This window comes from Bradyrhizobium sp. UFLA06-06 (assembly GCF_054820065.1).
On sequence record NZ_JADFUD010000005.1, the window covers coordinates 1 to 20,372 of the forward strand.

At 66.2% G+C, this 20,372-nt stretch carries 20 protein-coding genes; 13 read left to right on the forward strand and 7 right to left on the reverse strand.

All coding sequences use genetic code 11. The features are described 5' to 3' along the window. The first annotated feature begins 95 nt into the window (after positions 1-95). Together IF803_RS05565 and queF are read left to right on the forward strand one after the other, a co-directional pair. Entirely contained in the window at positions 96-1,079 is a 984-nt protein-coding gene (locus tag IF803_RS05565; RefSeq protein ID WP_028339706.1) for a Vgb family protein, read from the forward strand. Between the two features lie 69 nt (positions 1,080-1,148). Continuing rightward, a complete protein-coding gene (gene queF / locus IF803_RS05570) occupies positions 1,149-1,610 on the forward strand; it encodes a preQ(1) synthase (protein ID WP_155258392.1) in 462 nt (153 codons plus the stop codon). Positions 1,611-1,640: 30 nt separating this feature from the next. On the opposite strand, the gene IF803_RS05575 is transcribed toward queF, so the two are convergent. From IF803_RS05575 to kdsA, 3 genes are all read right to left on the reverse strand, one after another. Then, positions 1,641-2,180 (reverse strand): hypothetical protein, encoded by a 540-nt coding sequence (locus IF803_RS05575; RefSeq protein ID WP_461191542.1) that lies wholly within the window; start codon positions 2,178-2,180, stop codon positions 1,641-1,643. 67 nt (positions 2,181-2,247) lie between these two features. Next, complete coding sequence (locus IF803_RS05580) at positions 2,248-3,456, reverse strand: MFS transporter (RefSeq protein WP_461191543.1); 1,209 nt, start codon at positions 3,454-3,456, stop codon at positions 2,248-2,250. 15 nt (positions 3,457-3,471) lie between these two features. Continuing rightward, positions 3,472-4,329 (reverse strand): 3-deoxy-8-phosphooctulonate synthase, encoded by an 858-nt coding sequence (kdsA, locus tag IF803_RS05585; RefSeq protein ID WP_461191544.1) that lies wholly within the window; start codon positions 4,327-4,329, stop codon positions 3,472-3,474. Positions 4,330-4,495: 166 nt separating this feature from the next. On the opposite strand from kdsA, the gene IF803_RS05590 reads away from it, so the two are divergent. Continuing rightward, positions 4,496-4,831, forward strand: a complete 336-nt coding sequence (locus tag IF803_RS05590; protein ID WP_461191545.1) for a PAAR domain-containing protein — start codon at positions 4,496-4,498, stop codon at positions 4,829-4,831. 58 nt (positions 4,832-4,889) lie between these two features. Here IF803_RS05590 and IF803_RS05595 read toward each other — a convergent pair whose 3' ends face one another. Next, positions 4,890-5,216, reverse strand: coding sequence for an NIPSNAP family protein (locus tag IF803_RS05595; RefSeq protein ID WP_018271819.1), 327 nt, complete (start codon positions 5,214-5,216; stop codon positions 4,890-4,892). A gap of 169 nt (positions 5,217-5,385) precedes the next feature. Here IF803_RS05595 and IF803_RS05600 point away from each other — a divergent pair, with 169 nt between their 5' ends. The 3 genes from IF803_RS05600 (at position 5,386) to IF803_RS05610 (ending at position 8,315) form a co-directional block, all read left to right on the forward strand. After that, on the forward strand, positions 5,386-6,060 hold the full coding sequence (locus tag IF803_RS05600; protein WP_304495503.1) for a response regulator: 675 nt from the start codon (positions 5,386-5,388) through the stop codon (positions 6,058-6,060). Continuing rightward, positions 6,057-7,436, forward strand: coding sequence for a sensor histidine kinase (locus tag IF803_RS05605; RefSeq protein WP_461191546.1), 1,380 nt, complete (start codon positions 6,057-6,059; stop codon positions 7,434-7,436). Before IF803_RS05600 ends, IF803_RS05605 begins: the two co-directional genes overlap by 4 nt. Positions 7,437-7,652: 216 nt before the next feature. Further along, entirely contained in the window at positions 7,653-8,315 is a 663-nt protein-coding gene (locus IF803_RS05610; protein WP_461191547.1) for a class I SAM-dependent methyltransferase, read from the forward strand. A gap of 23 nt (positions 8,316-8,338) precedes the next feature. On the opposite strand, the gene IF803_RS05615 is transcribed toward IF803_RS05610, so the two are convergent. Then, positions 8,339-9,970 carry a CTP synthase gene (locus IF803_RS05615; protein ID WP_057016524.1) on the reverse strand — a complete coding sequence of 544 codons (1,632 nt, stop codon included), beginning with the start codon at positions 9,968-9,970 and terminating at the stop codon, positions 8,339-8,341. A gap of 167 nt (positions 9,971-10,137) precedes the next feature. Then, on the reverse strand, positions 10,138-10,527 hold the full coding sequence (secG, locus tag IF803_RS05620) for a preprotein translocase subunit SecG (protein ID WP_461191548.1): 390 nt from the start codon (positions 10,525-10,527) through the stop codon (positions 10,138-10,140). A 205-nt stretch (positions 10,528-10,732) separates the two neighbouring features. Here secG and IF803_RS05625 point away from each other — a divergent pair, with 205 nt between their 5' ends. Further along, on the forward strand, positions 10,733-11,299 hold the full coding sequence (locus IF803_RS05625; RefSeq protein ID WP_461191549.1) for a helix-turn-helix domain-containing protein: 567 nt from the start codon (positions 10,733-10,735) through the stop codon (positions 11,297-11,299). Between the two features lie 3 nt (positions 11,300-11,302). Next, positions 11,303-11,833: a GNAT family N-acetyltransferase gene (locus tag IF803_RS05630; protein ID WP_461191550.1), complete on the forward strand. Its 531-nt coding sequence runs from the start codon at positions 11,303-11,305 to the stop codon at positions 11,831-11,833. 239 nt (positions 11,834-12,072) lie between these two features. On the opposite strand, the gene tpiA is transcribed toward IF803_RS05630, so the two are convergent. Continuing rightward, on the reverse strand, positions 12,073-12,825 hold the full coding sequence (gene tpiA / locus IF803_RS05635; protein ID WP_461191551.1) for a triose-phosphate isomerase: 753 nt from the start codon (positions 12,823-12,825) through the stop codon (positions 12,073-12,075). 241 nt (positions 12,826-13,066) lie between these two features. Here tpiA and IF803_RS05640 point away from each other — a divergent pair, with 241 nt between their 5' ends. From IF803_RS05640 to IF803_RS05660, 5 genes are all read left to right on the forward strand, one after another. Then, a complete protein-coding gene (locus IF803_RS05640; protein ID WP_461191552.1) occupies positions 13,067-14,968 on the forward strand; it encodes a peptidylprolyl isomerase in 1,902 nt (633 codons plus the stop codon). Positions 14,969-15,038: 70 nt separating this feature from the next. Next, on the forward strand, positions 15,039-16,052 hold the full coding sequence (gene trpD, locus IF803_RS05645; RefSeq protein WP_461191553.1) for an anthranilate phosphoribosyltransferase: 1,014 nt from the start codon (positions 15,039-15,041) through the stop codon (positions 16,050-16,052). A gap of 11 nt (positions 16,053-16,063) precedes the next feature. After that, positions 16,064-16,885 (forward strand): indole-3-glycerol phosphate synthase TrpC, encoded by an 822-nt coding sequence (gene trpC, locus IF803_RS05650; protein ID WP_461191554.1) that lies wholly within the window; start codon positions 16,064-16,066, stop codon positions 16,883-16,885. Positions 16,886-16,889: 4 nt separating this feature from the next. After that, the gene (gene moaC, locus IF803_RS05655) at positions 16,890-17,417 is read left to right on the forward strand and encodes a cyclic pyranopterin monophosphate synthase MoaC (protein WP_461191555.1); all 528 of its coding nucleotides are present in this window, start codon (positions 16,890-16,892) and stop codon (positions 17,415-17,417) included. Positions 17,418-17,577: 160 nt separating this feature from the next. Beyond that, complete coding sequence (locus IF803_RS05660; protein WP_461191556.1) at positions 17,578-20,310, forward strand: bifunctional diguanylate cyclase/phosphodiesterase; 2,733 nt, start codon at positions 17,578-17,580, stop codon at positions 20,308-20,310. Positions 20,311-20,372 lie beyond the last annotated feature (62 nt).

Here is a 20,372-nt window from a genome sequence, read left to right on the forward strand (position 1 = left end):
ATGTGTATAAGAGACAGGTGCAATGTGGTGGGTTTATGCTGTCAGGGATTACCTTCGCGTGCTGGCCCATTGTTTCACGAAGCCGGGATAACGCAATGAACCGTCGCCAGTTTCTCGCCTCCACCACTGCCGCGATTTTGACCACGAGAGCGCAGGCGCAGGATGCCCAGACGCCGTTCCGGGTGAAATATTTCAACGTCGACGCCGGGACCGGCCTGCACGATGTCACTCCGGCGCCCGATGGCACCGTCTGGTTCACGGGCCAGCGCAGCGGTGCGCTGGGCCGGCTCAATCCGCGCGACAGTGCGTTCAAGCTGGTCAGCCTCGGCAAGGGTGCGGCCCCGCACGGCGTCACGATCGGCCCCGACGGCGCGCCGTGGGTAACCGAGGGCGGGCAGAATGCGATCGCCCGCGTCGACCCCGGCGACCACAAGGTGACGCTGTTCCGCCTGCCTGAGAAAGCCGCTGACGCCAATCTCAATACCGGCGTGTTCGACAAGCGCGGCGTCTACTGGTTCACCGGCCAGTCCGGTTTCTACGGCCGGCTCGATCCGAAATCCGGTGAGATGAAGGTGTTCGAGGCACCGCGCGGCGTCGGCCCCTACGGCATCACCGTGACCCCAAACGGCGACATCTGGTACGCCTCGCTTGCCGGCAGCTATATCGCACGGATTGACCTTGCGACCGGCAACGCCAGCGTGGTCCAGCCGCCGACGCCGAAACAGGGCGCGCGACGGGTGTGGTCGGATTCGCGGGGGCGGATCTGGGTCAGCGAGTGGAACAGCGGCAACGTGTCAGTGCACGATCCCGCCGACGGGACGTGGAGGGCCTGGAAGCTGCCCGGCAGCAATCCACGGACCTATGCCGTCTATGTCGACGACAAGGACAAGGTCTGGCTCACCGATTTCTCGGCCAACGCGATCATGCGCTTCGATCCGGTGGGCGCGACCTTCAACGCCTTTCCGAGCGACCGCGCCGGCGCGAATGTCCGGCAACTCGATGGCCGGCCCGGCGAGGTCTGGGGCTGTGAATCCGGCCAAGACCGCTTGGTCCTGATCCAGACTGCCGCGCCCGCGTAGCACCCTGCCCCCGCACGCGGACGGTTGACGAACCGCCCGCTTCCGTTCATTTCGGCCGCTCCCAAAAGGATGAGGCCCATGGCGAAGAAAACCCTGCAACTCGGCCGTGCCGTCGCGTGGCCGGATAGCCCGGACAAGGCGGTGCTCGACCGCGTCCCCAATCCGCAGGCCGGCACGGATTATCTGGTGCGCTTCGCTATCCCGGAATTCACCTCGGTCTGCCCGATCACCGGCCAGCCGGACTTCGCCCATCTGGTGCTCGACTATGTGCCGGGCCGGTGGCTCCTGGAATCTAAGTCGCTGAAACTCTATGCGGCGAGCTTCCGCAATCACGGCGCCTTCCACGAGGATTGCACCGTCATGATCGGGAAGCGCATCGTCGGGGAAATCAAACCGAAATGGCTGCGGATCGGCGGTTACTGGTATCCGCGCGGCGGCATCCCGATCGACGTGTTCTTCCAGACCGGCCGGCTGCCGAAGGGCGTCTGGGTTCCCGATCAGGGCGTCGCGCCCTATCGCGGGCGGGGTTAGTGGGGTCGATGGAACGCCGCTGCCTGGAAGCTAAGTACCGCCTTTGGGATGGATGCGACGAACTTCCAGCTCTTCCCAACGTGTCATGACTTTCTCGTTGAAGCGCCGCTGGTGAAACCTGACCTGACCGTCGTCCTGAATCAGAAAGATATCGTCCTGGGACGCGACCGCGTCCAGAAAGTGAGGCGATCGACTGTGAAGATAGACCTCCCCGCGGAATTCAGAAGGACTATGCAGCACCTCGAAAGAGGACATTGCAACGCAATAGTTGTCGAAAGTTTCGAATTTCGAGAAGTCGGCAACGGAGCATTCATCCAAAGTCATCACGGGATAGAAATTCGGCCCCCACAGGCCGCGCGTTGGTTGGAGAATCCTGAGAACACCGAGTTGCTCCAGCACACCACCCGGCCACTCCCAGTTACTTGAGAATTCATGATGGAAGGCCTCGCGTAGCGTGCCATTTTCATCAGGGAGCGACCTGATGTTCCCGCGCTTTCGGTCGAGATCCATCTTCCGATAAACCTCGAACAGAAATTCGTACGCAAGCGCGGCCACTGACGCGTTTTGCATTCCTCAGCCTCTCGATACCCGCGTCCCTGAAGAGGCGACGCTTATATTCATCAAATATGTACCATCACTACGGCTCGACGTCCGGCCGCGCGGCGGCATCCGCCGGCCGCGTCTGCTTCAGGAATCTCGCGCAGATAAAGCCGAGCACCACCATCACGGCAGCGGCCGAGACCAGCGTCGCGGTCTTGCCGGCGTGTTGCAGCCCAAAACCGTAGGCGATCGGGCCGACGGTCTGGCCCATGAAGAAGAAGAACGAGTGCAGCGACAGCGCGGTGGCGCGCGCTTCGACCGACAGTTCGCTGGCGAACACCTGCAGGCAGCCGTGGATCATGTAGAAGCCGAGGCCCATCACCAGCAGGCCCGCCATCTGCAGCTTCCAGTGCGGCCCGAAGGCGACGCCAACCAGCTGGATCGCGACCAGCGTCGCGCCGACGACCATCATGCCCCGCACACCCATCCACGGCAGCAGGCGCGACACCGTCAGCGTGTAGAGCAATCCGCCGATCGCAAAGCCCGCGATCACGATGCCGGCGATCGACAGCGAGGTCTCGCCGAGCTCGAACAGGAACGAGGCAATGAAGGGAAACAGCCCGAGCACGCAGCAGCCTTCGACGAAGACCGCCGAATAGCAGATGCGCGCATTCGGATTGGTGAAGATGGTGCGATAGCCGTGGCGAAGCGCCTTCAGGCTGGTGCGCGGCGGACGGTCCAGCGCGGCGCCGCGGAAACCGGCCGCGACCGCCAGCGCGACGATGATCACGAGGCCGCCGAGCACCGCGAGCACGCCGCGCCAGCCGAGGAAGTCGCCGATCAGGCCGGATGCCGTCGCACCAAGCAGATTGCCGGTCATCGACCCCGCGAGGGTTCGCCCGATCGCGAGCTGCCGCTTGTCCGGGCCGACCAGATCGCTGGTCAGCGACAGCGCCACCGGAAACACGCCGCCCGAGCCGATGCCGGCGAGGATGCGGGTCACGAACAGCATCGGGAACGAGGTCGACAGCGCGCCGAGGATGTTGGCGACGCCGAGCAGTCCGAGGCAGATCGTCATCAGCCGCGCCTTGCCGAACAGGTCGGCGGCGGCGCCGATTGCCGGCTGCACCGCGGCAAAGGTGAAGGCGAACACTGCGGCAAAGCTCGCCGCGGTCGCGATGCTGACGCCGAAATCCTCGGCGACATGCGGCAGCACCGGATCGAGCGCGCGGACCGACAGGCTCGCCGCGAAGGTCGCCAGCGTGATCACGTTGAGGGCCGGCGGCATGCCGCTGGTTGCGGTCATGTCGTTGTCCGCCGGTCAGGCTGCCGTCTTCGCCAGCGCGTCGAACTGCATCAGCCGCCTGACGAGCGACTCGAAGTCACGGAGCGGCACCATGTTGGGGCCATCGGACGGCGCGTGATCCGGATCTGGATGGGTCTCGATGAACACGCCGGCGACGCCGACCGCGACCGCGGCCCGCGCCAGCACCGGCACGAATTCACGCTCGCCGCCCGACGACGTACCCTTACCGCCCGGCTGCTGCACCGAATGGGTGGCGTCGAAGATGACAGGCGCGCCGGTGGTGCGCGAAAGAATCGGCAGCGCGCGCATGTCCGAGACCAGCGTGTTGTAGCCGAACGACGCACCGCGCTCGGTGACCAGCACATTGGCGTTGCCGGCGCCGGTGATCTTGCTGACCACATTGGCCATGTCCCACGGCGCCAGGAACTGGCCCTTCTTGACATTGACGACCTTGCCGGTCGCGGCCGCGGCCAGCAGGAGATCGGTCTGCCGGCACAGGAAGGCCGGGATCTGCAGCACGTCGACCGCCTGTGCCACATCGGCGCACTGGGTCGCCTCATGCACGTCGGTGAGCACGGGCAGCCCGAGCGAAGACCGGATCTCGGCGAAGATCGGCAGCGCCTGCGCCAAGCCGATGCCGCGCGCCGCCGTCGCGCTGGTGCGGTTCGCCTTGTCGAACGAGGTCTTGTACACCAGACCGATCTTGAGCCGCGCTGCGATCTCCTTCAGCGCGGACGCTACTTCAAGCGCATGCGCGCGGCTCTCGAGCTGGCAGGGACCGGCGATGATCGAGATGGGCAAGGCATTGCCGAATTTGGCCGATCCGATGGCAACGATCGGCGCGGCGGCTGGCGCGGAAACCTGATTGGTCAAAATTGCTGCATCCTTTTGCCGGCGACCATGCAGTCCCGCGCGGGACGGATCAAGCCATCCCGCACGATGAGGGGGTTGCGCTGACGCCGTGGGTGCGCTGTGCTAACACAATCCCGCCCAAACAGCGCCTATAAACTGGCGCGGAACAGATTCCCATGAGGAAGACATGCGCATCCCGCTGATGATCGGAGCCGTCGCCGCCCTGTCGGCGATGTCGAGCCTCGCCTACGGCCAGACCAGCAGCCAGCCCGGGGTCGTCACCAGCGGCGCCACCGGCGTGACCGTCAATGGCAAGCCGGCGGCGCGCAGCGGCGACACCACCAGCAATGGCGGCGCGCTCGTCGAGGGCGTGCCCAATGTCCTTATCAACGGCAAGCCGGCGGTGGTCATGGGCGATCGCACGCATTGCGGCGGCAAGACGACCTCCGGCAGCCACGGCGTCTTCATCAACGGCAAGCCGATGGTGACCCAGGGCGATCAGACGTCCGGCTGCCCGCAATAGCCGCGCCGGTTATAGGGCGCGACGAAGTCGCGTCATCGCGCCCCCTGCGGCCACCGCGTCACTTGACCGACGAAAACGCCGTCGGCACCAGAAGCTGGTTGACGATGTTGAGAACGATTTGGCCGTCCTCCTCGGTCTTGGCACGCGCGGTGATCCACTCCGGATCGGTCTGGAATGCGGTCCACTTCTTCTCGCGCTCGGCGAGCGATTCCCAGGCCAGCAGATAGGTCAGCTCCTGGTTGGATTCCCCGACCAGCGTCGTGAAGAAGCCGGCCTGCCTGATGCCGTGCTTGTCCCAGAGCTTCAGCGTGATGGTCTCGAAGCGCTTGAGCAGCGCCGGCAGGCGTCCCGGCAGGCAGCGATAGACGCGGGTCTCGTAGATCATTGGCAGTCCTCCCAGATTTGTGTGCGGGCGGTTATAGCCAGCGCCTTCCGGACTGTCTTGAGGGGGTGACAACATGGCACCCCTGCTCGCCACAGGCGGCCATTTCCGCAATGTTGTTGCAATGTTACTTGCCCTAGAACCTGCCTTCAGGAGTTGGACCTACAAGGACATGCGGATACTGCTGGTTGAGGACGAGGCCGAAATGGCGGCGGCGCTGTCGCAGGCGCTGAAGGGCTACGACATGGTGGTCGACCACGTGCCGAACCTTGCCGAGGCCGAGGAAGCGATCTGTGCCGACGTGCATGGCGCGGTCCTGCTCGACCGCCAGCTTCCGGACGGCGACGGTCTCACCCTGATCCCGAAGCTGCGCGCCAAGGCCGACGGCGTTCCGATCATCGTGCTGACCGCGCGCGGCGACCTCACCGACCGCATCACCGGCCTCGACAGTGGCGCCGACGACTACCTGGCCAAGCCGTTCGCCGTCGAGGAGCTGCTGGCGCGGCTGCGCGCCGTGCTGCGCCGCCCCGCCGGACTGCAGCTCGAGATCATCAGGGCCGGCCGCGTGGCGTTCGATTGCAGCCATCGCGAGGCCAGCGTCGACGGCCATCCGCTCGAGCTGCCGCGGCGCGAGCTGCTGGTGCTGGAGACGCTGCTGCGCCGCATGGGCCGCACCGTGCTGCGCGCGACGCTGGAGGAAGCGGTCTATAATTTTGAGGACGAGATCCAGTCCAACGCGCTCGACGCCCACGTCTCGCGGCTGCGCCGCAAACTCGCGGACGCCAACGCCGGCGTCGAGATCCACAGCATCCGCGGCGTCGGCTATCTCTTGAAGCAAACGTCATGAGCGAACAGGCCGAGCACTATTGCCTGCGCTCGCAACTGAGCTGGCGGCTGGTGACGCTGCAGGCGCTGCTGCTTGCCATGCTGATCGTCTGCCTGATCAGCGCGTTGTGTGCCACCGGCTTCCTGATCGTTCCGCGCGATGAGGATCATGTGATTTCCATCGTGCAGGGCGCGGTCGCACGCGACGGCAAGGGCGAGCTGATCTTGCGCCCGACCGCCGAACTGCAAAAGCTTCGTGACGACACGCCCGACCTCTGGTTCCTGGTGCGCGACCGGCAAGGCCGTTCGCTGACGGAAGGCGCGGTGCCGCCGGAATTCGCCAGGATCGGTGGCGCGCTCGACCAGATCAGCCAGGCGCGGCTCGGCTGGCAGATGTTCGAGGATGATCCGCGCAAGCCGCCGGCGCGGCTGAAGCGCGTCAATTCCGATGCCGGCCCCGTGCAGGTGCTCACCGCGACGCAAGGGCCGATGTCGAGCGTCAAGACCGCGCTCGCCACGACGCTGGCGTTCCTCGCCATTGCCCTGCCCGGCCTTTTCCTGATGGCATGCGCCACCTTCATCGCGACGCCGATGGTGGTGAAGCGCGCCTTCGCCGGTCTCGATACCACCGCCGACGAAGCGCGCCGGATCGATTTCCGCCAGCGCGGCAGCCGGCTGTCGGCGGATCATCTGCCGCTCGAGGTGGCGCCGCTGGTAACCGCCATCAACGATGCGCTGAAGCGGCTCGACGACGGCTATTCCCGGCACCAGCGCTTCGTCGCCGACGCGGCACATGAATTGCGCACGCCGATCGCGATCCTCAACACGCGGCTGGAGTCGCTGCCGCCGGGCCCGGAGAAAACCCGCCTGCTCGAGGACTCGGCGCGGCTTGCGACATTGGCCGAGCAACTGCTCGACATCCAGCGCTTCGACCAGTGCCGCAATCCGTTCGTCCGCGTCGATCTCGTCGCGGTCGCACGCAATGTCGCGGCCGACCTTGCGCCGCTGGCGATCGCGGCCGGCTACGAGCTGTCGCTCGATACTTCGGTCGATCGCGTCGAAACCTCCGGCGATCGCGCCGCGCTGGAGCGCGCGCTCACCAATCTGGTGCAGAACGCCATCCAGCATGGCGGCCGCCGCGGCACCATCACCATCCATGTCGGCAGCGCCGCGACGATCGACGTATCGGATGAAGGCGACGGCATTCCCCAGGACCAGCGCACGCGGATCTTCGACCCGTTCTATCGGCTCGCGCCGCTCGACCGCGGCGCCGGCCTCGGCCTCAACATGGTGCGCGAGATCGCAAGGCTGCACGGCGGTCACGTCTCCGTGCTCGATGGTCCGAAGGGCGGCGCGTGCTTCCGCCTCACATTACCGCCGGCGCCGTTCGCGCCGTGATGCCAGAGCGTTTTCGAGCGAAGCCTGTCCTGCACTCGATGCGGGATGGGCACCGGTTCGCGTGAAGAAAACGCGTCAAACTAGAGTTGAGAGCCCCGTTCCGATTCAATCGGAACGGGGCTCTCGCGCAATGTTGTCGCAATGCAGCTCCCGCAAACAAGGCGTCACGCTTCGCATCTTGAGTCGAAGCGCCGCGACACTTTGCTGGGAATCCCAATGTCACATGATCTGCTGTCTTTCTTCACGGCGTGGATGGCGGCCCCCGGCCGCGTCGGCGCCATCGCGCCGTCGGGCGCCGCGCTCGCCGAACTCATCACGCGCGACATCAGCGCCGACACCGGCCCGGTGCTCGAACTCGGTCCGGGCACCGGCGCGTTCACTTATCAGCTGTTGAAGCGCGGCGTGCGCCAGCAGGATCTTACGCTGATCGAGTACGGCTCGGATTTCATGCGGCTGTTGCAGCTCCGTTTTCCCGGCGCGCGCGTGCTGTGGATGGACGCAGCGCGCCTCGCCTCGGAACGGCTGTATGAGGGCGCGCCAGTCGGCGCCGTCGTCAGCGGACTGCCGCTGCTCAACATGTCGCCGCGCAAGGTCATCTCGATCGTCGGCGGCGCGTTCAGCTATCTGCGTCCCGGCGGCGCGTTCTATCAATTCACCTACGGCATGCGCTGCCCGGTGCCGCGGCCGATCCTCGACCGGCTCGGCCTGCGCGCCACGCTGGTCGATCGCGCCATCCTCAACGTGCCGCCGGCCGCGGTCTACCGGCTGACGCGCCGTCCGCAATACAAGCTGATGACGCGCGACGGCACGCCGGCGGCTGGTGCAAACGTTTCACCGATCAAGAAAGAACGCCGGGCCAACGAGGACTGCGCCGTGTAGCGGCGCAGCGGACGGCCGCTTGGTTAGACCAGCCGGCTCTGCTTCGCTGCGGCCTCGATGAACGAGGCAAACAGCGGATGCGGCTCGAACGGCCGCGACTTCAGCTCGGGATGGAACTGGACGCCGATGAACCAGGGATGGTCCTCGTACTCCACGATCTCCGGCAGCACGCCGTCGGGCGACATGCCGGAGAAGCGCAGGCCGTGCTGCTCGAGGCGGTCCTTGTAGGCGGTGTTGACCTCGTAGCGATGGCGGTGCCGCTCGGAGATCTCGGTCGCGCCGCCATAGACCTGCGAGACGCGGCTGCCGCGGTTGAGCGCCGCGGGATAGGCCCCGAGCCGCATCGTGCCGCCGAGATCGCCGCTCTGCGAGCGCTTCTCGAGCTCGTTGCCGCGCAGCCATTCCGTCATCAGGCCGACCAGCGGCTCCTTGGTCGGGCCGAACTCGGTCGAGTTGGCGTCCTCGATGCCGACCAGATTGCGCGCCGCCTCGATCACCGCCATCTGCATGCCGAAGCAGATGCCGAAATACGGCACGTCGCGCTCACGCGCGAACTGCGCCGCGCGGATCTTGCCCTCGGCGCCGCGCTGGCCGAAGCCGCCGGGCACCAGGATGCCGTTGACGTGCTCGAGGAACGGCGCCGGGTCCTCGTTCTCGAACACCTCGCTCTCGATCCAGTCGAGATTGACCTTCACCTTGTTGGCGATGCCGCCGTGCGACAGCGCCTCGATCAGCGATTTGTAGGCGTCCTTCATGCCGGTGTATTTGCCGACGATGGCGATCGTCACCGCACCTTCCGGATTGCGGACGCGCTCGTTGATGACGTGCCAGCTCTGCAGCGCCGGCGGAATCTTCGCGGTGATGCCGAACGCGGCCAGCACCTCGTCGTCGAGGCCGGCGGCGTGATAGGCCTCCGGCACGGCGTAGATGTTGTCGACGTCGCGCGCCTCGATCACGGCGCTCTCGCGCACGTTACAGAACAGGCCGAGCTTGCGCCGCTCCTCCTTGGGAATCTCGCGGTCGGTGCGGCACAGCAGGATGTCCGGCTGGATGCCGATCGAGCGCAGCTCCTTCACCGAGTGCTGCGTCGGCTTTGTCTTGAGTTCGCCGGCACTTGGAATGTACGGCAGAAGCGTCAGGTGAATGTAGACGGCATGATCGCGCGGCAGCTCGTTCTTGAGCTGGCGGATCGCCTCGAAGAACGGCAGGCCCTCGATGTCGCCGACGGTGCCGCCGATCTCGACCAGCACGAAATCGAACTCGTCGTTACCCGACAGCACGAACTCCTTGATCGCGTTGGTGACGTGCGGGACCACCTGGATGGTGGCGCCGAGATAGTCGCCGCGGCGCTCCTTGGTGATGATGTCCTGGTAGATTCGCCCGGTCGTGATGTTGTCGGCCTTGGTGGCCGGACGACCGGTGAAGCGCTCGTAATGGCCGAGATCGAGATCGGTCTCGGCGCCGTCGTCGGTCACGAACACTTCGCCGTGCTGATACGGCGACATCGTTCCGGGATCGAGGTTGAGATAGGGATCGAGCTTGCGAAGGCGGACTTTGTAGCCCCTGGCCTGCAGCAGAGCGCCGAGCGCCGCTGAAGCCAGACCCTTGCCGAGCGAGGAGACCACGCCGCCGGTGATGAATATGTACCGCGCCATGGGACTTTACCTTTAATCCGACTCCGGCGATTCGCAAAACGAATCGGCTGTTCCCGGCAAACAATTCGCCGGGCTGTGGGTTGCATCAAACTGGAAGCGATTTCAAAGCATTGATGGGGGTTTCTGATGCAGGATGCCAGCGGTGCATCTTGCATGGCCACCCTGCTTTATTGCGACCGTGGCGCCTGCGGGCCGCTCGGGGCCTGCTGGCCCTGCTGCTCGTCGGCCTTCTTCAGCGAATCGAGGATACCGCCCGAGGTCGGCGCGTTCATCGGCGTGCCTCCGGCCGGCTGCGTCTGCGCCGGCGCGCCGGTGCCGATGATCGAGCTCGGCTTGCGGTCGTAGCCTGCGTACCAGGACAGGAACAGGCTGGTCAGGAAGAAGCCCACCGCGAGGATCGCCGTGGTCCGCGTCAGCAAATTGGCGGTGCCGCGGCTCGACATGAAGCCGGCGCCGCCACCCATGCCAAGGCCGCCGCCTTCGGATTTCTGCAGCAGCACCGCGCCGATCATGACGCTGATGATCATGAGATGAATAATGATAACGACAGTCTGCATCGCAAGCCTTCCGTCACAAGCCGCCAAGCGGCCAGACAAACGGCGCTATCGGCTTTACGGGTTTTCGTGAAGTCGCGCCCTGTTACACGATTGCACCGGGCATTGTCACCCCCGAGATAGTCGCACTGTCGATGATCACAAGCCGCGCCGATCGCGGCCCGGCCGGGCCTTGCCCGGAACCGGCGACTTCTATTATAATAGACACATGGATACTTTGGTAGACGATCTGAGCCAACGACTGGCACAGCGGATCAGGCTCGAACGCGATAGCCGCGGCTGGTCGCTGGCCGACCTCGCCGAACGTGCAGGCGTCTCGAAGGCCACGATCAGCAAGATCGAGCGCGCCGAGGTCAGCCCCACCGCGGTGGTGCTGGTGCGCCTCGCCTCGGCTTTCGATCTCACTTTGGCCGGGCTGATGTTGCGCGCCGAAGGCCAGGGCGAACGGCTGTCGCGCGCCGCCGCGCAACCGGTCTGGCGCGATCCGGAAACCGGTTATCTGCGCCGCCAGGTGTTCAGCCGTCCCGACCATCCGGTCGAGCTGGTGCGGGTCGAGCTGCCGCCGAAGCAGACCGTGACCCTGCCCGCCTCCTCCTACGCGCATATCCGCCAACTGGTCTGGGTGCTTAGCGGCAGCCTCGTCATCACCGAAGGCGGCGCACGCCACGTGCTCGCCGCCGGCGATTGCCTCGGTTTTGGCCCGCCGGCCGAGACGACCTTCGCCAACGAGACCAACGCCTCCTGCACCTATGTGGTCACCCTGGCCCGGAGCTGATGCATGTCGCACCTTGCCATCAAGCCGCTCGAGGATGCGCCTGCGATTCGCAGCGCGCTTCGCGAGCTGTTGATCGAGACCGTCGCCGGCGGCGGCTCGGTGAGCTTCATGCATCCGCTGTCGCCGGATGACGCCGATGCGTTCTGGCAGGACTCGCTCGGCGCCGCCGCGCGCGGCGAACGCGTTGTGCTCGGCGCATTCACTGGCAATGATCTGGTCGGCACCGTGACGCTTCTGCTCAAACTGCCGCCGAACCAGCCGCATCGGGCGGAGATTGCAAAGATGATGACGCGCCTCGCCCATCGCCATCGCGGCGTGGCGACCGAATTGATGCGCGCGGCTGAGCAGCTTGCGATCGCGCGCGGACGCACACTACTCGTGCTCGACACCGCCGAAGAGGATGGCGCCGCGCCGCTCTATGAACGACTGGGATTTCAGCTCACCGGTATTATCCCGGACTACGCGCTGAAGCCGCATGGCGGCCTCACCGGGACGATGGTCTACTGGAAGCGGATCGGCGCCGCCGCGGCCTGAATCCGTAGCCAAGCAGAGATGCCGATGGCAGCTGTCTGCGCAACACTGCCAATCCCGTCACCCCCGCGCAAAGGCGAAGCCTTTGTCGCTGGAGGAGCGCGTAGCGCGTCTCGAAGGCTGCACGGCCACCAGCCGGGCCGTCGACCCTTCGAGGCTCGCCCAGCGGCGCAATTGCGCCGCAAGGCTCGCACCTCAGGGTGACGGTAAGCGAGCCCAATTCGAGGCACGGCCGCGGCCGCCTAACACCCCGCGGCGATCGCCAAAAAGTCCGACGCCTTCAGGCTGGCGCCGCCGACCAGCGCGCCGTTGACATTGGCGACGGCCATCAGCTCGGCCGCGTTCGACGGCTTGACCGAGCCGCCATAGAGGATCCTGATCCTGTTTCCCTCGTCCTTGAAGCGATCGGTGAGCTGACCTCGGATAAACCTGTGAACTTCCTCGACATCCTTGGCCGTCGGGGTCAGGCCGGTGCCGATCGCCCAGACCGGCTCATAGGCCACGACGAGGTTGGCCGCAGTCGAGCCGTCGGGCAGCGAGCCCGCAAGCTGGGTGCCGCAGACATCGAGCGTCTTGCCGGCGTCGCGCTGCTCGCGTGTCTCGCCGATGCAGACGATCGCGGTCAACCCGGCGCGCCGGGCGGCCTCCGCCTTCTGCCGAATCAAGGCGTCGGTCTCGCCGTGGTCGGCGCGCCGCTCGGAATGGCCGACGATGATCGCGACCGCGCCGAGATCCTTGAACATCTCCGCCGAGAGATCGCCGGTGTGGGCACCCGATGCCTTGGGGTGGCAATCCTGGGCGCCGACCGCGACCTTCGAGCCGCGCGCCCTGTCGGCAAAGGCCCCGACCAGCGTCGCCGGCGGACAGACCAGGAGATCGGCCTTTCCGGCCACATCGCCCGCGCCCGCCAGCATCGCGTCGAACTCGACAAAAGAGGATTTCAGGCCGTTCATTTTCCAGTTGCCGGCGATCAGCGGCCGGATGGCGTCGGTCATGTCGGATGTCCCATCGTTCAAGCGTGTCCCTGCGCTATCAGAGCCGGGCGGCGACTTCCAGAGCGCGGCTTCGCGCCCACCGTGCGACGCTTCCACCCGCGCGGCCAAGGTTGCGGGGGCGCTTCGGCCACTTTATGATGGGTTTTCAATCCGGTGACGCCCTGCTGCGGGACAAAAGCCTCGACTTTTAGCTCCCCATTGGGCACGACCCGGTTCCCCTCCTGTAAAACAAGTTGGACCCATGCTTCGAGGAATGCGGAAAGCCTCATCAAACTGGCTCGGCAAGACGATTATGGCCGTGGTGATGGGCGTTTTGATCGTCAGTTTCGGAATTTGGGGCATTGCCGACATTTTCAAGGGGTTTGGCCAGTCGACCTTCGCCAAGGTGGGCGGGACCGAGATTTCGGCCGAGCAGTTCCGCCAGATCTATACCGACCGCCTGCAGCAACTTGGCCGTCAGTTCGGCCGTCCGCTGACGCCGGACCAGGCGCGCGCCTTCGGCATCGACCGCCAGGTGCTGCAGCAGACGCTCGCGGAAGCCGCACTGGACGAGGAAGCGCGCCGCATGGGCCTCAATGTGTCCGACGCCGAGGTGCTGCGCGCGATCTACAACGATCCGAACTTCAAGGGCCTCAACAACCAGTTCGACCCGCAGCGCTTCCAGGCCGTGATCCGCAACTATGGCTATACCGAAGGCCGCTACATCGCCGAGCAGCGCCGCGTTGGCCTCAGGCGGCAGATCGCAGGCACCATCTCGTCCGGGATCGAGCCACCGAAATCGCTGGTCGAGGCGCTGACCCGGTTCCAGAACGAGCAGCGTTCGATCGACTACATCACGCTCGGCGCCGCGCAGGCCGGCACTATCGATCCGCCCTCGCCCGAGGCGCTCGCCGCCTATTTCGAGGACCACAAGGTCCAGTTCCGCGCGCCCGAATACCGCAAGATCTCCTTCGTCGCGATCACGCCCGAGGAGATCGGCAAGTGGGAAACGGTGTCGGACGAGGACGCCAGGAAGATCTTCGAGGAGCGCAAGGACCGGCTCAGCACGCCGGAGAAGCGCGAGGTCTCGCAGATCGTGTTTCCGGACGCCGGCGAGGCGCAGGCCGCGCGCGGGCGGATTGGGTCGGGCGCGTCGTTCGACGACATCGCCAAGGAGCGCAACCTCAATCTGGCCGACGTCAATCTCGGCCTGGTCGCGAAGTCGGCGATCCTCGATCCGGCCGTCGCCGATGCCGCCTTCTCGCTGGCCGCAGGCGAAGTCAGCCAGCCGGTGCAGGGCCGCTTCGGCGTCGCGCTGGTCAAGGTCGGCAAGGTCGAGCCCGGCGTGACCCCGAGCTATGAGAGCCTCGCCCAGCAGGTGAAGAACGAGATCGCCTCCGAGCGCGCCCGCACCAAGGTCGCCGAGCTGCGCGACAAGATGGAAGACGAGCGCGGCGGCGGCGCCAGCGTCGTCGAAGCCGCACAGAAGCTGAAGCTGACGCCCGTCACCATCGACGCGGTCGATCGCTCCGGGCGGCTGCCGAACGGCCAGGTCGCGACCAACATCCCGCGCGGTCTCGACGTGGTGTCGCAGGCCTTCAACAGCGACGTCGGCGTCGACAACGACCCGATCCAGTTCAACGGCGGCTATGTCTGGTACGATGTGCTCGGCATCACGCCGTCGCGCGAGCGCAGCCTCGACGAGGTTCGCGACCAGGTCGAGGCCAAGTGGCGCGAGGACCAGATCTCCAGCAAGCTGCGCGCCAAGGCGACCGAGATCGTCCAGAAGCTCGACAGCGGCGCCAAGCTCGCCGACGAAGCCGCCGCTGTCGGCGTCAAGGTCGAAAGCGCGGCGAATTTCAACCGCGAGGCCTCGCTGCCTGCCGTGCCGGCAGGCGTGATTGCGGCCGCATTCCGGGCCGCCAAGGACGGCGACGGACAGACCTCCGTCGCCGGCGGCAGCCAGTGGGTGGTCTTCCGCGTCACCAACGTGACGGTGCCGCCGGTCGACTTCGCGTCGGATGCGGCCAAGCAGCTCACCGAGGCGCTGCGGCGGTCGCTCAGCGACGAGCAGGTCGCGCAATATGTCACAAAGATCGAGTCCGATATCGGCGTGACCATCAACCAGGCAGCCTTCGCACAAGTGACAGGCGCAAATAATTGAGCATGATCGGGACAGCGCGACGACGCGCTGCGCGGCGATCAAGCTCCAACAACAGACCCTGAGCCAGCGAATGGACGACCTGAAATCGATCATCGGAAAAGTCGCCACCGGCGCCACGCTGACGCGTGAAGAGGCCGCGTCCGCCTTCGACAGCATGATGTCGGGCGAAGCCACGCCCTCGCAGATGGGCGGACTGCTGATGGCGCTGCGGGTGCGCGGCGAGACCGTCGAGGAGATCACCGGCGCCGTCACTGCGATGCGCGGCAAGATGCTGCCGGTCACGGCGCCGGCGGAGGCCGTCGACATCGTCGGCACCGGCGGCGACGGCTCCGGCTCGGTCAACGTCTCGACCTGCGCGGCCTTTATCGTGGCCGGCGCCGGCGTGCCCGTGGCGAAGCACGGCAACCGCGCATTGTCGTCGCGCTCGGGCGCCGCCGACGTGCTGGCCTCGCTCGGCGTCAAGCTCGATTTGACGCCCCAACAAGTCGGGCGCTGCGTCAAGGAAGCCGGCATCGGCTTCATGTTCGCGCCCGCGCATCATCCGGCGATGAAGAATGTCGGTCCGACCCGGGTCGAGCTCGCCACCCGCACCATCTTCAACCTGCTCGGGCCGCTGTCGAACCCGGCCGGCGTCAAGCGGCAGATGGTCGGCGTGTTCTCGCGGCAATGGGTGCAGCCGCTGGCGCAGGTGCTGAAGAACCTCGGCTCGGACAAGGTCTGGGTCGTGCACGGCTCCGATGGCCTCGACGAGATCACCCTCACCGGCCCGACCTTCGTTGCGACGCTCGAGAACGGCGAGATCAGGACATCTGAGGTGACGCCCGAGGACGCCGGCCTTGGCCGCGTCGGCGGCGAGGCGCTGAAGGGCGGTGACGCCGATGCCAATGCGATCGCGCTCTCCAGCGTGCTGCAGGGCAAGCCGAGCGCCTATCGCGACGTCGCGCTGCTCAACGCCGCCGCCGCGCTGATCGTGGCCGGCCGCGCCAAGGACCTCAAGGAAGGCGTCGCGATCGGCACGCAGTCGCTCGACAGCGGCGCCGCCGCCGCGCGGTTGAAGCATCTGGTCGCGGTTTCCAACGGCTGAGAGCGCGAAACATGTCCGACATCCTGACCAAGATCGAGGCCTACAAGCGCGAGGAGATCGCCGCCGCGAAGCGTGCCAAACCGCTCGCCGAGGTCGAGGCGCAGGCCAGATCGGCCTCGGCCCCGCGCGGCTTCGTCCGCGCCCTCAAGGACAAGCATGCGCGCGGCGACTACGCGCTGATCGCGGAAGTGAAGAAGGCCTCGCCCTCGAAGGGATTGATCCGTGCCGATTTCGATCCGCCCGCGCTCGCGAAAGCCTATGAGGCCGGCGGCGCGGCCTGCCTGTCGGTGCTGACCGACGCGCCCTCGTTCCAGGGCCATCTCGACTTCATGGTTGCGGCCCGCGCGGCGACCAGCCTGCCGGTGCTGCGCAAGGATTTCATGTTCGACACCTACCAGGTGGCGGAAGCGCGCGCCCATGGCGCCGACTGCATCCTGATCATCATGGCCGCGCTCGACGACGCGGCGGCCGGTGAGATCGAGGACGCCGCTCTCGGCTACGGCATGGACGTGCTGGTCGAGATCCATGATCGCGCCGAGCTTGACCGTGCCTTGAAACTTCGCTCGCCGATGATCGGCGTCAACAACCGTAATCTGCGTACCTTCGAGACCACGCTCGCGACCAGCGAGGCGCTGGCGCCGCTGATCCCGCGCGACCGCCTGATGGTCGGCGAGAGCGGCATCTTCACGCCTGACGATCTCGCCCGGCTCGAACGGGTCGGGATGTCGACCTTCCTGGTCGGCGAAAGCCTGATGCGCCAGCAGGACGTCACCGCGGCCACCCGCACCTTGCTGACGCGGCAGGCCGCCCCGCGCGCCACCGGCACGCGCTGACCCGATGGCGCGGAAGAGCAAGGGCAAGACCAAGGCCGAGCAGTCCGGCCCCGGCACCGCCCTCACCCACATCGACGCCAAGGGCGAGGCGCGCATGGTCGACGTGTCGGCCAAGCCCGCGACCGAACGGACCGCCGTCGCCGAAGGCCGCGTCGTGATGAGCAAGGCGACGCTGGCGCTGATCGAGACCGGCCAGGCCAAGAAGGGCGACGTGCTGGCGACCGCGCGGATATCCGGCATCATGGCCGCGAAGCGGACCTCGGAATTGATCCCGCTCTGCCATCCGCTGGCGCTGACCAAGGTCACGATCGACATCACACCCGACCGCAAGGTGCCCGGCTGCATCGTCCGCGCCAGCGTCAAGGTGACGGGGCCGACCGGCGTCGAAATGGAGGCGCTGACCGCGGTCTCGGTCGCATGCCTGACGATCTACGACATGGTCAAGGCGGTCGACCGCGGCATCCGCATCGAGGGCATCCACCTCGTCGAGAAGATCGGCGGCAAGTCCGGGCACTATCGCGCCGGCGCGTGATCGCGACCGATGCACAAGCGACGGCCTGCCGCGACCGTCCGCAAGATTTCGTTAACCAATCTCGCTAACCCGCGCTCCATTTCGATTGGATACGACTTTCGCGGGCCGGGGGTGCACGAAACCTACTTCCGGGTGAAACGCCTGGAAGCGATTGCGGCACATGAATCCAAACGGCAGCGCCTCGTTCAACATCACCTCGGTGATCGGCAGCGGTCCGATCCGCTGGCTGATCCTCGGCGGCGCCGTCTTGATGGCCGCGATCGCGATCGGCGCCACGCTGATGGCGGAGAATTTCCGCGATCGCGCCCTGCACAACAGCGAGCGCGAGCTCGAGAACACCGTGCTGCTGCTGGCGCGGCATTTCGACCAGCAGCTCGACGATCTCGAGGTCGTCCAGCGCGACCTGATCGCGTTCATGCGCGACAACGCAATCGCGACACTGGAGAATTACAAGCGCCGGATGTCGGCCGCCGACATCCATGCGATGCTCAAATCCAAGATGGAGGCGCTGTCCAATGTCGGCAGCCTCAACGTGTTCGACGCCGACGGCGTTCTGATCAACAGCTCGGGCGCCTGGCCCCTGCCGCAGGCCAGCATTGCCGACCGCGCCTACTTCCAGATCTTCAAGTCGAGCCCCTATTCGCCCGACATGCAGGTCGCGCCGGTGGTCAGCCGCATCACCGGAAACTGGACCACCGTTATCGTCCGCAAGGTGACCGGTCCGCATGGCGAATTCCTCGGTGTGGTCGGCCGCGGCATCGAGCCGGCGGCCTTCGAGAAGTTCTTCTCCACGGTGGCGCTCGGCGACGGCGCCGCGATCTCGATGCATCATCGCGACGGCACGCTGCTGGCGCGCTACCCCCATGTCGAGGAGCTGATCGGAAGGAATTTCCGCAACGGTCCGGTCAATCAGCAGCAGGTGTTCGAGCTGCCGCAGAGCACGACGCGGCTCGCCAGCCCGGTCGACGGCAAGGACCGCCTGGTGTCGTCGCGCGCGCTGACCAAATTCCCGATCGTCGTCGTCGCGACGAGCACCACGGAGGCGGCGCTCGCCAACTGGCGCGAGCAGATCGGCATCCTGATCGCGGTGACCAGCATCTCGGTGCTGGCGATCGCGATCCTGCTGACGCTGGTGGTGCGCAAGCTGTTGCAGCAGCATCGCGCCCAGCAGCAGCGCCTGACGCTGGAGAAGCTGCGGCTCGACACCGCCGTCAACAACATGACGCAGGGGCTGTTGCTGTTCGATGCCGCGCAGCGCCTGGTGATCTGCAACAGGCGCTATATCGAGATGTACGGCTTGTCGGCCGACATCATCAGGCCCGGCTGCAGCTTCCGCGACGTCATCGTGCACCGTCACCGGACCGGCTCGTTCCAGGGCGACGTCGAGCGCTACGTCAATCTCGTGCTGCGCGACGTCGGCATCCGCAACACCATGGTGATCACGACGCCCGACGGGCGCTCGATCCAGGTCGTCAACGAGCCGCTGGCCGATGGCGGCTGGCTTGCGACCCACGAGGACGTCACCGAGCGCCGCCGCGCCGAGGAGCGCATCACGCATCTCGCCCACTACGATGCTCTCACCGACCTGCCGAACCGCGCGCTGTTCCACGAGGAGATCAGGCGCGAGCTGCCGCATGTCACGCCCGACAGCCAGCTTGCGGTGCTCTATATCGACATCGACGAATTCAAGGGCGTCAACGACTCGCTCGGCCACATGGTGGGCGACGAGCTTCTCAAGTCCGTGGCGCGGACACTGAGCGGCGTGATCGGCGACGGCGATTTCGTCGCCCGCCTCGGCGGCGACGAGTTCGCGATCGTGCAGACCGGGGTGAAGAGCGAGGCCGAGGTCACCGACCTCGTCGCGCGCATCTACGAGGTGATCCGCGCGCCCTATCAATGCCTCGGCCATCAGGTCACGACCGACGCCAGCATCGGCATCGCGCTGGCGCCGAAGGACGGCACCGATCTCGACCAGATCATGAAGAACGCCGATCTTGCGATGTATGCAGCGAAGTCGGCCGGCCGGCGCGTCTTCCGCTTCTTCGAGCCGGCGATGGATGCCGACGCCCGCGCCCGCCGCGAGCTCGAGATGGAGCTGCGGCAGACGATCGCCGCCGGCAGCGGGCTCGAAGTGCATTACCAGCCCTGCGTCGATCTGCGCAGCAACGAGATCACCGGCTGCGAGGCGCTGGTGCGCTGGCGTCATCCACAGCGCGGCATGATCTCGCCGGCCGAATTCGTGCCGATTGCAGAAGAGACCGGCCTAATCAACCAGCTCGGCGAATGGGTGCTGATGACGGCCTGCAAGGAAGCCGTGAACTGGCCCGACCACGTCAGGCTCGCCGTCAACGTCTCGCCGGTGCAGTTCCGCAGCGGCACGCTGGCGCTCAAGGTGATCGCGGCGCTTGCATCGTCGGGGCTGTCAGCGAGCCGGCTCGAGCTCGAGATCACCGAGGCGGTGCTGATCCGCGACGACGAGACGGCGCTGGCCGCGCTGCACCAGCTGCGCGCCATCGGGATCAGGATCGCGCTCGACGATTTCGGCACCGGCTATTCGTCGCTGAGCTACCTGAAGCGGTTCCCGTTCGACAAGATCAAGATCGACCGCTGCTTCGTCACCGACATCGCCGATCCGCAAGGCTCGGCCGGCATCGTCGAGGCGGTCGTCAACATCGCCGCCGAGCGCAGCATGACGACGACGGCGGAAGGCGTCGAGACCGCGCAGCAGCAGCAATTGCTGCGCGAGCTCGGCTGCTCGGAAATGCAGGGCTATCTGTTCAGCCCGCCGAAGCCCGCCGCCCAGATCCGCGAGCTGCTGGCTAGGCATCGCCGCGGCCCCGCTGCGGGCGCGAGCACCACGCGCCGGCGCAAACCCGTCGCTGGCGCGGCGTAAGGCTGCTCGGAAGTCACGAGCCCGAGGGGGGGCGTCTGCACAATTTCGGAATATTAGAAGAA